Consider the following 12,124-nt stretch of genomic DNA (forward strand, 5'->3'; position numbering starts at 1 on the left):
CTCCGCAGCCGCGGGGAGCGGGCCCGTGGTGCGTGTGCGCCACGCCACGGCCGGGGCGGGTGCGAGGTGTAACCTCGTGAGCCATGACCAACAGCTCCACCGCGGTGTCTCCGCCCCACTCCCATTCCGGTCCCACCCGTGGCCTGAGCAACCGCCACATCCAGTTGATCGCGATCGGCGGTGCCATCGGCACCGGGCTGTTCATGGGCTCCGGGCGGACCATCTCCCTGGCGGGCCCGGCGGTGGTGTTCGTCTACATGCTCATCGGGTTCATGCTCTTCTTCGTAATGCGGGCCATGGGCGAGCTGCTGTTGTCCAACCTGCACTACAAGACCTTCGCGGACTTCGCGGCGGACCTGATCGGCCCGTGGGCGGGCTTCTTCGTGGGCTGGTCCTACTGGTTCTGCTGGATCGTCACCGCGATTGCCGAGCTGGTGGCCATCACCGGCTACGTGCAGTTCTGGTGGCCCTCCGTGCCGTTGTGGCTGCCCACGGTGGCGGTGCTGGTCATCGTGTTCCTCCTCAACGCGGTGAGTGTGAAGAGCTTCGGCGAGATGGAGTTCTGGTTCGCGCTCATCAAGATCGTGGCCATTCTCGCGCTGATCGTGGTGGGCGCCGTCATGGCGGTCACACACTTCACGTCCCCGGACGGCCACACGGCACAGATCTCCAACCTCTGGAACGACGGCGGGTGGTTCCCGCACGGCGCCATGGGCGTGGTCGCAGGGTTCCAGATCGCGGTGTTCGCCTTCGTGGGCGTGGAGCTCGTGGGCACCACTGCGGCCGAGGCTCGCGATCCGCGCACCACCCTGCCGCGGGCCATCAACTCCGTCCCGCTGCGCATCCTGATCTTCTACGTGGGGTCCCTGCTGGCCATCCTGGTGGTGACCCCGTGGCGCTCCATCGACCCCGAGCAGTCGCCGTTCGTGGCCATGTTCTCCCTGGCCGGGCTGGGTGCGGCGGCCTCCGTGGTGAACTTCGTGGTGCTGACCTCCGCGATGTCCTCCTCCAACTCCGGGGTGTTCTCCACGTCCCGCATGCTCTTCGGACTCTCCGCCGAGGGCAGCGCCCCCCGCTTCTTCCGGGGGCTCAACAGGGTGGGCGTGCCCGTGCGGGCGCTGTTCCTCACGGCGTTCGTGCTGCTGCTGACCATCCCGGTGCTCTACGCCGGGGACTCCATCATCGAGGCGTTCACGCTCATCACGTCCGTGGCCTCCATGCTCTTCCTCTTCGTGTGGTCCATGATCCTGATCTGCTACCTGCGCTTCCGCCGGAAGTTCCCCGAGCGGCACGCCGCGTCCGAGTACAAGATGCCGGGTGGCGTGGTGATGTGCGTGGTGGTGCTCGCGTTCTTCGCGTTCGTCGTGTGGACCCTGACCACCGAGCCGGAGACGGCCGCGGGACTCGTGGCCGTGCCCGTGTGGCTCCTGGTGCTGGGCATCTCGTGGGCGTTCGTGCGCCGCACCCAGTCCCACCGCCAGGCCTTCGAGTGGTTCAAGCAGGAGATGGACCGTCCCGCGCAGGCCGAGCGCACACAGGACTGAGCGCGGGGGTCCTCCAGCGCCCACGGTGGGGACCGTGGTTAGGGTGAGGTCATGACACGACTGCCCGAACCCCTGTCCCTGACGAGTGCGGCCGGCTCCGGCGCCGTCCTGAGCCACGGAGCCCACGCGGTCTCCTGGGCCCCCGAGGGCCGGGACCCCGTCCTGTGGATGTCCTCCCGTGCGCACAACGAGACCGGCCGGGCCATCCGCGGTGGTGTGCCCATCTGCTTCCCGTGGTTCGGCCCGGGGCGCACCGGTGACATGGAACCCGCCCACGGCTTCGCGCGCACCGCGCAGTGGCAGCTGGTGGAGCAGGGCCAGGACGAGCACGGCAACGCGTTCGCCGAGTTCACGCTGTCCCCGCAGGACGTGGCCGAGGAGCTGCGGGCAGCCTTCCCGCACGAGTTCCGGGCCCGGTTGCGCATGACGGTGGGAGAGCGCCTGCGCCTCGAGCTCACGGTCACCAACACCGGCTCGGAGACGTTCGAGATGGAGGAGGCCCTGCACACCTATCTGCACGTGGGGGACTCGCGGCGGATCTCCGTGAGCGGCCTGGCCGGTGCGTCCTACTTCGACAAGGTGGCCAAGGAGCAGCGCACCCAGGTGGGGGACCTCACCATCACGGGGGAGACGGACGCCGTCTTCGCCCACCGGGGCGAGGTGCGCGTCACGGATCCCGCGCTGGAGCGGGTGCTCGTGGTGTCCAAGGAGGGCTCGGACAGCACCGTGGTGTGGAACCCGTGGGCTGACAAGGCCGTGGGGATGAGCGACTTCGCGGACGACGAGTGGAAGACCATGCTGTGCGTGGAGGCCGGCAACGTGATGGGCTCCCCGGTGCGGCTCGCCGCAGGAGAGGCCCACACCATCGCCCAGGTCATCGCGGTCCAGGACCTGCCTGCCGAGCGCGCCTGACACCTGTGGGGCGTGGCCCGGGACCAGCCGCGCACCCGCCAGCAGCCGCGCACCCTCCGGCACCGAGCGCGTCCGGCACCCGCCGGGCGCGCTCGACGCCTCTCCCGCGGGCTACGCGCGCTCGGGCGGCACCGCGGCGGCGTCGTGACCCGTGGTGGGCGCCGGCGCCGGAGCGGAACCGGTCTCCGAGAGCGCGGGCGTGGGGGAGCTCAGGTCCACCGTGTGGTGGATCTGGGCGTCCAGCGCACCGGGGTGGGAGCCCATGAACGCGTCGATCTCCCGCGTGGACGCGTTGAACTTGGGGTCGTGGTCCAGGTAGAGCTTCGTCTCCCGCACCACGAGGCCCGAGAGCAGAACCAGGCCGATCAGGTTGGGGATGGCCATGAGCCCGTTCATGATGTCCGAGAACGTCCACACGAGCGCGAGCGGAGCCAGCGCGCCCAGCCCGGCGGCGACCGAGAAGACCACCCGGTAGACGATGGCCGCCCGGGCCCCGGCGAGGCGCTCCACGTTGCGCTCGCCGTAGTAGGCCCAGCCGAGCACCGTGGAGTAGCCGAGCAGCACCAGGCAGATGGTCACGATGGTCCCGCCCCACTCCCCGGGCAGGCCGGTGGCGAACGCGCGGGAAGTCATGGTGGCGGTGTCGCCCTGGTTCCACATGCCGGTGGTGAGGATCACGAAGCCCGTGATGGAGATGACCACCAGGGTGTCCACGAACGTCTGCGTCATGGACACCAGGCCCTGGCGCACGGGGTGGCTGGTCTGCGCGATGGACGCCGCAATGGACGCGGTGCCCATGCCGGACTCGTTGGAGAACAGGGAGCGGGCCGCACCCATGCGCATGGCCACGAGCACCGTGGAGCCCACGAAGCCGCCCGTGGCGCCCATCGGTGTGAAGGCTCCGGTGAGGATGAGCCGCAGAGCCTCGGGGATGCCCTGGTAGTTCACGCCGATGATGTAGAGCCCCGAGCCGATGTACAGCACGATCATCAGCGGCACCATGTACGTGGTGACCTTGGCAATGGACTGGATGCCGCCCACCAGGGCGAGCCCCGTGCCCACCGCGAGCACCGCGGCGGTCAGCACCGGGGGGACGCTGAACGAGTGCTCCAGGTTGGAGGCGATCGCATTGCCCTGCGTCATGTTCCCGATCCCGAACGTGGCCACCACGCAGCACACGGCGAACACCACGGACAGGAAGCGACCGAACTTGTTGGGGATGCCACGGGCCAGGTACACCTGCGGGCCGCCCGTGAGCTGCCCTGCGGTGTCCCGCGTGCGGAAGCGCACGCCCAGGAAGCACTCCGCGTACTTGGACGCCATGCCGAACAGGGCGGTGATCCACATCCAGAACAGTGCACCGGGCCCGCCGATGGAGATGGCCGCGGCCACTCCCACGATGTTGCCGGTGCCCACGGTGGCCGCGAGCGCGGTGGACATCGCGGCGAAGGAGGAGATGTCGCCCTTCTCGCCGGTGGCCCGGGAGCGGCGCCCGAAGCCCAGGCTCATGGCCTTGGTGAACAGCCGGAACTGGATGCCGCGCAGGCGCCACGTCATGAAGACGCCGGTTCCGAAGAGCAGGGGCAGGAGCAGCCACGGCCCCCAGATGAGATCGCGAACGGTGTCCAAGCTGCTTTGCAGGGATTCCATGGGGGTGCGGTGCTTTCCGTGAGGAGCGGAGCGAACTGCTGACCAACCTAGCAGGGGCGCGGCACTCGTCAGCCCCCTTGCGGTTGGTTCCCGGACGCGCAGACGCCGACGCCGCCGTGGTGACCACGGCGGCGTCGGCGTCGGACGGGAGCGGGGTGCGCTACTTCTTCTGGACCACCAGCGCCGCGCCGATGGCGGCGAGGAACGCGTCCTTGGAGAGCTGGATGCCCTGCTCGGACGGGCGGATGCCGTCCTCCTGGGTCATCTCCGGGTTGCGGAAGTACATGGAGAGCAGCCCGGCGGAGAAGGCGAGCAGCCCCGCACCGGCCAGGCGCTTGGACACGAAGGGGGTCACGAGGGCGGCGCCCACGGCCAGCTCGCTGCCCGCGATGAACGTGGCGAAGGTCTGGGAGTCCCACTCCGCGAACTGGGGCACACCGGTGGCGGCGAACTGCTTGAGGCCCTCCGCGGCCTGGGCGTCCATGCCCAGCTTGCCGTAGCCGGACTGCAGCAGGTACGCGCCGGGAATGCCGCGGAGAATGGCGTTGGAGATGCGCATGAGGGGTGCCTTTCGTCGGGGTGCGGCGGGGCGGCGCTGCGGACCGCAGGGCCCCGTCCGGATCGGAAGTCATGCTAACAGCGGCACCTTTCCGGCGCCCCGGGGGTGCCACCATGCCCACAGCGAACGGTCGCCGCGGGCCCGCGGGGCGTTGCCTAGGGTGGTGCCACGCTGCGCGCACCGCGCGCTCACGAAAGGAGAACCCGTGGACATCACCACCATGAAGAAGATCCTCCTGGTCCTGACCAGCCAGGACACCCTGGGCGAGACGGGCGAGCCGACCGGCTACAACGTGGCCGAGGCCTCCCACCCGTGGAAGGTGTTCCGGGACGCCGGGTACTTCGTGGACTTCGCGTCCATCGCGGGTGGGCAGCCCCCGCAGGACGAGGTGCAGCAGGACGATCCCGTGCAGGTGGAGTTCACGCAGGACGAGACCGCGAAGGCCTCCCTCTACAACACCCCCAAGGTCTCCGTGGTGGACCCCTCCCAGTACGACGCCGTGTACCTCGTGGGCGGGCACGGCACCATGTGGGACTTCACGGGCAACGCGGACCTGCAGAAGCTCGTGGCCTCCGTCTACGACGCCGGGGGCGTGGTGGGCGCGGTGTGCCACGGTCCGTCCGGACTGGTGGACGTGGAGCTCTCCAACGGCCTGAACCTGCTCTCCGGGCGAAAGGTGGCCGGGTTCACCAACGCGGAGGAGGAGGCCGTGGGCAAGCAGGACACGGTGCCCTACCTGCTGCAGGACAAGCTCGAGGAGCAGGGCGCCACGGTCAAGGTGGCGGAGAACTGGGAGGAGAACGTGCAGGTGGACGAGCGCCTCGTCACCGGGCAGAACCCCCAGTCCGCGGCCGGTGTGGCGAAGGAGATGACCAAGCTGCTCACCGAGGTGGTGCGCGAGCAGAAGGCCGAGGAGGAGCAGGCCGCCCAGGAGCTGCGCGCCGAGCACGACGCCGAGAAGGCCGCCGAGGAGGACGAGGACTGAGCCTCCCGGGGACTGCCGGCAGCAGGGGCAGGGGGCGACGCCGCGGCGTCGCCCCCTGCCCCTGACTCATTGCCGCACACCCTGGCCGGGGGTGCGCGCCACGGGTGAGACTGGGAGGGTCCGCACGGAGATCGACGTCCAGGAGTTCCCATGTCAGAGTTCACGTCCCGAGTAGCACTGGTCACCGGAGCGGCCTCCGGGATCGGCGCGGCCATCGCGAAGCACCTGGCGCGGCAGGGTGCCAAGGTGGTGGTCACGGACCTCGACCCCACGGGGATCGACGACGTGGTGCAGGCCATCATGGCCGCGGGTGGCGACGCCGCCGGGATCCGCCAGGACGTCTCCCGCCGGGAGGACGCCGCGGCCGCGGTGGACTTCGCGGTGCAGACCTACGGCGGGCTGCACTACGCCGTGAACAACGCCGGCGTGGGCGGGCAGACCGACGCGCTGGGGGAGACGGATCTCGACGCGTGGGAACGCACCGTGGCCGTGGACCTGCACGGGATCGCGTACGGGATGCACGCCCAGCTGCCCGTGATCGAGCAGCACGGCGGCGGGGCCATCGTGAACGTGGGCTCCATCCACTCCGCCGTGGCCACCTCGGTGGGCAACTCCGCGTACACCACGGCCAAGCACGGGCTGGTGGGGCTCACCCGCCAGACCGGGGTGGACTACGCCCGGCGCGGGGTCCGCGTGAACGCCGTGGGTCCCGCCTACATCGACACCCCGCTGCTGGAGAACCTGCCGCCGCAGGTGCTCGCGGACCTCGTGGCCAAGCACCCCATGGGCCGGCTCGGCACGCCCGAGGAGGTCGCGCAGCTGACCGTCTTCCTGCTCTCGGACGCGGCCTCGTTCATCACGGGCTCCTACCACCTGGTGGACGGCGGCTACACGGCGGTGTGATCCGCGGCCCCTCACGCCCGGTCCGGCGTCCGGACCCGGCGTGAGGGGGCGTGTCTCGTGGGGTGGCCGCGGCAGGTGTAGAGTGGACCAGTTCCCCCGCACACGCTGCGGGGTCGAAGCGCGCCGGTCCGAGGCGCGCAGGCCGCGCCCACTGCGAGGCGCGTGCGCGCGGAATCGTTTCGCGCGGACCAACACCTGAAAGACTTTCTTTGTCTCATTCTTTTACCGACCTCGGCGTTTCCGAGGCGCTCTCCGCTGATCTCGCCCGCGGCGGCATCACCGAAGCGTTCCCCATCCAGGAGAAGACTCTCCCCGACTCCCTCGCCGGGCGCGACGTGCTCGGCCGTGGCCGCACCGGTTCCGGCAAGACGGTGGCGTTCGCGCTGCCGCTCGTGAGCCGCCTGGCCGGCCTGGCCCCCGGCTCCAGCCGCGTGAGCCGCCGGGCGCACCGCCCCACCGGGCTCGTGCTGGCACCCACCCGTGAGCTGGCCACCCAGATCGACCGCACCGTGGCACCGCTGGCCAAGGCCGCCGGGCTGAACACCACCGTGATCTTCGGCGGCGTGTCCCAGAAGCGCCAGGAGAAGGCGCTCGCGGACGGCGTGGACATCGTGGTGGCCTGCCCCGGGCGCCTGGAGGACCTCATGAAGCAGGGCCTCCTCACGCTCGACGACGTCCGCGTCACCGTGCTGGACGAGGCCGACCACATGGCGGACATGGGCTTCCTGCCCGTGGTCACCCGCATCCTCGCCAAGACCCCCAAGGGCTCGCAGCGGCTGCTGTTCTCCGCCACGCTGGACAACGGTGTGGACGTGCTGGTCAAGAAGTTCCTCAAGGATCCGGTCCTGCACTCCGCGGACAACGCCCAGGCCGCGGTGACCACCATGGACCACCAGGTCCTCGTGACCCACGCGGACGACAAGCAGGCCCTGATCGAGGCGCTGGCCTCCGGCACCGGGCGGCGCATGATGTTCACGCGCACCAAGTACCGCGCCAAGAAGATGGCCAAGAAGCTCAGCCAGGCCGGCATCCCCGCCGTGGACCTGCAGGGCAACCTGTCCCAGGGCGCCCGCGACCGCAACCTGGCCGCGTTCTCGGACGGCGACATCCGCGTACTCGTGGCCACGGACGTGGCCGCCCGCGGCGTGCACGTGGACGACGTGGAGCTCGTGGTCCACATCGACCCGCCCGCCGAGCACAAGTCCTACCTGCACCGCTCCGGGCGCACCGCCCGCGCCGGTGCCTCCGGTGCCGTCATCACGATCGCCACCACGGAGGAGCGCTCGGACGTCAGCAAGCTCATGAAGAAGGCCGGCGTCGCACCCCGCGTGGACGAGGTCCGCCCGGATTCCGAGGTGGTCAAGGAGCTCGTGGGGGAGCGCGCCGAGCGCGTGGCCTACACCCCGGCGGCTCCTGCGGCCCAGAACGGCGGCGGCAAGCGCCCCGGCGGCGGTCGCCCCGGTGGCCGTTCCGGTGGTGGCCGCTCCGGCGGTTCCGCCCAGGGCGGTGGCCGGTCCGGCTCCGGTCGGGGCGCCTCCCAGGGTTCCGCCCGGGGTGGCGAGTCCCAGGGCCGCAGCGGTGGTCGTTCCTCCGGTGGTCGCACCGGTGACTCCCGGGGTGAGGCCGGGCGCGGGGGCCGATCCTCGTCCCGCGGGCGCGGCGACGCCGCCGGGTCCGGCTCGGCCCGCACCTCGACTCCCCAGGGCGGACGCGGCGGCTCGGGCCAGCGTGGCTCGGGTCAGCGCGGTTCCGCCGCCACCGGGGCCGGTCAGGTGCCGGACCGCGCCATGGCGGCGGCGCAGCGGCGTCGTGAGAGCAACCGTGCGGGACAGTCCGTGCGCTGAGACCCCCGCGGTGGTGCGAGGAACCCCCGGTCCGATCCGTCGAACCGGGGGTTCCTCGCTGTCTGGGGGCGGGAGCGGGACCGGCTCAGCTCCGGGGCGTGAGAGAGCGCAGGAAGTCGAGCGTGACGTCCTCGTGGGAGTCCACGAACACGCGGTGCGGCCCGTCCGGGACGGGCTTGTCGCCGGGGACCACCACCACGATCATCCCCGCCGCCACGGCGCTGCGCACCCCGGGCTCTGAGTCCTCCACGGCCACGCAGTCCGCGGGCGCCACCCCGAGCAGCTCCGCGCCGCGCAGGTACGGCTCGGGGTCGGGCTTGGGGTGGATGACGTCGTCGTGGGAGACGATGCGCGTGAGGACGTCCGGCGCGGCGTCCGCCGTGGTGCGGGCCACCGAGGTCAGGGCATTGGTGACGATCGCGGCGGGAACGCCGGCCGCGCGCAGCTCGCCGAGCAGGGCCGGGATCCCGGGCAGGAAGGGGACGTCTCCGGCCACCTCGTCGATCACGTGGCGGGCCAGCTGCTGGGTGATCTCGTCCACGGAGTCCGGGGCACCGCGATCCACGAACCGCCGGGCCGCGTCCTGCACGGTGCCGCCGAGGGTGGCGTGGTCGTCCGCCACGGTCCAGGTCTGGCCGTAGTGCTCGGCCACGGCGCGCTTGGCCACGGCCCACTGGGGCTCGGTGTTCACCAGGGTGCCGTCGTGGTCGAAGAGCACGGCGAGGGGGTAGGTCATGTGCGCCTTTCGAGTGGGGCCGCGAGGACCCTCGTGGGTCCGGTGGTCCGGCTCCGGTCGCCCGGTGCACGGGGTCGCGGGTCGGGTTCGAGGCCGGGGACAGTGTAGTGGCGGGCGGTCGACGCCTCCGCTCAGCCGCGCGGCGCGAGCGAGCGCAGCAGCTCCAGGGTCACGGCGGAGTGGGAGGGAACGTGCACGATCCCCGGCCCGGGCGGCACGTCCTGCACGCCGGGCACCACCACGGTGACGATGTCCGCGGCCACACCGGCTGCGGCGCCCGAGGGGGAGTCCTCCACCACCACGCACTGCCGCGGGTCCACGCCCAGCCGGTGGGCGGCCTGGAGGTAGGCGTCCGGGTCCGGCTTGGGCCGGACCCCCTGCGCCACCTCCTCGTCACCGACGACCACCCGGAACAGGTTGTCCGGGGCGAGGCCCGCGGTGTACCGGGCCACCTCGGAGGTCGCGTTGGTGACGATGGCCGCCGGGATGCTCGCCGCGGCCAGCTCGTCCAGCAGGGGCCGGATGCCGGGGATGAACGTGGGCGGGTTCTCGCTCAGCACGTCCTCCAGCACCGCGTGGAACTCGCGGAACACCTCTTCCGGGGAGCCGGGGACGCCCAGTTCCGAGAGCCGCTGCACGGTGGCGGCGAGCGGCCTGCCCAGGGTGTCCCGCGTGTCCTGCTCGGTCCACTCGCCGCCGTGGGCGGCCACGATCCGCTGCTTGCCCGACTCCCAGAGGGGTTCGGTGTCCACCAGGGTGCCGTCGTGGTCGAACAGGACGGCGTGGGGAAATGCTGAGGCGGTCATGGACCCACGGTACGTCCTGCCCCCGACATCCCCTGGGTCCTACGATGGGCACATGAGCTCCCCGGACCCTGCTCCCGCGTCCCTCTCCAGACCGGGATCGGCGCTGGCCCGCGCCTTCCCGATGGTCATGGTGGCGGCAGCCGTCGTGCTGGCGCTGTGGGTGGGCTTCGGGCGGGGGCTCGTGGGGCTGCGCAGCCCTCTCACCCTCGTCTACGCCGCGGCACTCGCGCTGCCCCTGCTGGTGCTGCATGTGGTGGCCGCCGCGCTGTTCCGGCGGGACGCCCTCAACCACCCCTCCCACGCCGTGAGCCTGCGGGGGATGCTCACTGCGGCGGTCGCGTGGCTCGTGACGGCGGCCTTCGGCTTCTTCCTCCCGGACGTCACCCCGGAGGGCATGCGCTCGGTGTTCACCCACGTGGCCGGTGCGGACTACCTGGAGCTCGGCTACGGCTTCGTGAACATCCTGGGCGTGCTCTCGGTCGCCTTCGCGGTGGCGCTCGTGCTGCTGGCCGTGACCGAGCTGCGGGTCACCGCGCGGCGCCTCAACGGAGAACCGCTTACCGAGGACGAGCGCCTGGACCGTCTGGAGGCCCAGCGGGAGGACGACGCCGCACGGCCGGGGACGGCGTCGTCGTCCGGGGTCCGCTCGTGACGGTTCCCCTGCGCACCCCGCGCCTGCGGCTGCGGGCCTATGACGCCGCGGCGGACGCAGACGCCGACTTCGTGCGGGACCTCTACTCCCGCGAGGCGGTGCAGCGCTACATCGGGGACGGCACCCAGCGCGTGCGGACGCTCGGTGAGGCCCGGGAGAAGATCCGGCGCTGGCAGGAGCTGTACTCGCAGCACCCCGTGCACGGGATCTGGCTCGCGCACACGCACGAGGGGCAGCCCGTGGGAACCGTGCTGCTCAAGCCCATCCCGGACTCCGGGGCGGACACCGCCAGGGACACGGAGATCGGCTGGCACTTCCACCCGGACGCGTGGGGTCTCGGGTACGCCACCGAGGCGGCACGCGCCGTCCTCGACCACGCGTGGTCGTCCGGTCTCACGCGGGTGGTGGCGGTGACCCACCCGGAGAACGAGGCCTCCCAGGCGGTGTGCCACCGCCTGGGCATGACCGCCCGCGGCCTCAGCACCGCGTACTACGACGCCGAGTGCGCCCTCTTCGAGCTCACGGCCCCGCTCGCCGTGCCGTCGTCCGGGACGGAGCACACCGCGCCGACACCGGCGGTGCCCTCCACTGCTCCCACGGAGGCGCGGCACGATGCGCCCACGACGGCGCGGCGCGGCACTCCCACGGAGGCGCGGCACGATGCGCCCACGACGGCGCGGCGCGGCACTCCCACGACGGCGCGGCGCGGCGCGCGCACGATGGCGGAGCACGGGGCGGCGGGGCGGAGCAGCGTGTGCGGCGAAGGGTACGACCCGCGCAACGAACGGCGGGGCAGGGGCGGCGGGAGCGGCGTCGCCGGCACGGGGAGCGAGGAGGAACCCAGGTGAGCGGGACTAATCCTGATCTGGTGGTCGGTGCGGACGGGCTGGCACGTCCGGTGTGGGCGGCCGGGGACCCCGTGCTGCGGGAGTACTACGACACCGAGTGGGGCATGCCGGTGCGGGACGAGGCGGGGCTGTACGAGCGGATCGTGCTGGAGGGCTTCCAGTCGGGGCTGTCGTGGCGCACGGTGCTCGCCAAGCGGCCCGCGTTCCGGGAGGTCTTCCACGGATTCGACCCGGATGCCGTGGCCGCGATGGGTGCGCCGGACGTGGAACGGCTCATGGGGGACGTGCGCATCATCCGCAACCGCCGCAAGATCGAGGCAGCGGTGACCAATGCCCGGGCCACCGTGGCGCTGCGCGAGCACGAGGGGCTCGCCGAGCTGGTGTGGTCCTTTCAGCCGGTGGACACGCCCCGCCCGGAGCGGTTCGCCGACGTCCCCACGGTCTCCCCGGAGAGCAGGGCACTGTCCCAGGAACTGAAGCGGCGGGGGTTTGCGTTCGTGGGCCCCACCACCATGCACGCGCTCATGGAGGCCATCGGCATGGTGGACACCCACCTGGTGGGCAGCCACCGCAGGGGGAGCTCGGGGCTCTGGCCGGACCGGGCGTGACCGGAAAGTTCCTGTGGAAAACTCTTCACTTTCTTGGTTGAGCGAGGTAGACTCAAGGTAACTGATAAACCATAAGT

At 71.5% G+C, this 12,124-nt stretch carries 12 protein-coding genes; 8 read left to right on the forward strand and 4 right to left on the reverse strand.

Annotation, left to right across the window (positions count from 1 at the left end; all coding sequences use genetic code 11):
• The first annotated feature begins 83 nt into the window (after nt 1–83).
• Complete coding sequence (locus tag EAE32_RS03275) at nt 84–1,544, forward strand: amino acid permease (RefSeq protein WP_121864165.1); 1,461 nt, start codon at nt 84–86, stop codon at nt 1,542–1,544.
• A 51-nt stretch (nt 1,545–1,595) separates the two neighbouring features.
• Nucleotides 1,596–2,456 (forward strand): D-hexose-6-phosphate mutarotase, encoded by an 861-nt coding sequence (locus EAE32_RS03280; RefSeq protein WP_121864166.1) that lies wholly within the window; start codon nt 1,596–1,598, stop codon nt 2,454–2,456.
• 111 nt (nt 2,457–2,567) lie between these two features.
• On the opposite strand, the gene EAE32_RS03285 is transcribed toward EAE32_RS03280, so the two are convergent.
• Nucleotides 2,568–4,106, reverse strand: a complete 1,539-nt coding sequence (locus EAE32_RS03285; protein WP_121864167.1) for an alanine/glycine:cation symporter family protein — start codon at nt 4,104–4,106, stop codon at nt 2,568–2,570.
• 160 nt (nt 4,107–4,266) lie between these two features.
• Nucleotides 4,267–4,665 carry a hypothetical protein gene (locus tag EAE32_RS03290; RefSeq protein WP_121846017.1) on the reverse strand — a complete coding sequence of 133 codons (399 nt, stop codon included), beginning with the start codon at nt 4,663–4,665 and terminating at the stop codon, nt 4,267–4,269.
• 205 nt (nt 4,666–4,870) lie between these two features.
• On the opposite strand from EAE32_RS03290, the gene EAE32_RS03295 reads away from it, so the two are divergent.
• From EAE32_RS03295 to EAE32_RS03305, 3 genes are all read left to right on the forward strand, one after another.
• Nucleotides 4,871–5,650 (forward strand): type 1 glutamine amidotransferase domain-containing protein, encoded by a 780-nt coding sequence (locus EAE32_RS03295; protein ID WP_121864168.1) that lies wholly within the window; start codon nt 4,871–4,873, stop codon nt 5,648–5,650.
• Nucleotides 5,651–5,800: 150 nt separating this feature from the next.
• Entirely contained in the window at nt 5,801–6,553 is a 753-nt protein-coding gene (locus tag EAE32_RS03300) for an SDR family NAD(P)-dependent oxidoreductase (RefSeq protein WP_121864169.1), read from the forward strand.
• Between the two features lie 209 nt (nt 6,554–6,762).
• Complete coding sequence (locus EAE32_RS03305) at nt 6,763–8,397, forward strand: DEAD/DEAH box helicase (RefSeq protein WP_121864170.1); 1,635 nt, start codon at nt 6,763–6,765, stop codon at nt 8,395–8,397.
• 85 nt (nt 8,398–8,482) lie between these two features.
• Here the strand turns inward: EAE32_RS03305 and EAE32_RS03310 are convergent, their stop codons facing one another.
• Together EAE32_RS03310 and EAE32_RS03315 are read right to left on the reverse strand one after the other, a co-directional pair.
• Nucleotides 8,483–9,133 (reverse strand): HAD family hydrolase, encoded by a 651-nt coding sequence (locus EAE32_RS03310; RefSeq protein ID WP_121864171.1) that lies wholly within the window; start codon nt 9,131–9,133, stop codon nt 8,483–8,485.
• 131 nt (nt 9,134–9,264) lie between these two features.
• The gene (locus EAE32_RS03315) at nt 9,265–9,939 is read right to left on the reverse strand and encodes an HAD family hydrolase (RefSeq protein ID WP_121864172.1); all 675 of its coding nucleotides are present in this window, start codon (nt 9,937–9,939) and stop codon (nt 9,265–9,267) included.
• Nucleotides 9,940–9,991: 52 nt separating this feature from the next.
• On the opposite strand from EAE32_RS03315, the gene EAE32_RS03320 reads away from it, so the two are divergent.
• The 3 genes from EAE32_RS03320 to EAE32_RS03330 are packed head-to-tail and all read left to right on the forward strand — an operon-like array spanning nt 9,992 to nt 12,047.
• A complete protein-coding gene (locus tag EAE32_RS03320) occupies nt 9,992–10,591 on the forward strand; it encodes a hypothetical protein (protein ID WP_121864173.1) in 600 nt (199 codons plus the stop codon).
• The gene (locus EAE32_RS11870; protein WP_121864174.1) at nt 10,588–11,439 is read left to right on the forward strand and encodes a GNAT family N-acetyltransferase; all 852 of its coding nucleotides are present in this window, start codon (nt 10,588–10,590) and stop codon (nt 11,437–11,439) included. The genes EAE32_RS03320 and EAE32_RS11870 overlap by 4 nt, the downstream gene beginning before the upstream one ends.
• Complete coding sequence (locus tag EAE32_RS03330; RefSeq protein WP_121845722.1) at nt 11,436–12,047, forward strand: DNA-3-methyladenine glycosylase I; 612 nt, start codon at nt 11,436–11,438, stop codon at nt 12,045–12,047. The genes EAE32_RS11870 and EAE32_RS03330 overlap by 4 nt, the downstream gene beginning before the upstream one ends.
• The last annotated feature ends 77 nt before the right edge of the window (nt 12,048–12,124 follow it).

This window comes from Kocuria tytonicola, assembly GCF_003687175.1.
GTDB lineage: Bacteria > Actinomycetota > Actinomycetes > Actinomycetales > Micrococcaceae > Kocuria > Kocuria tytonicola.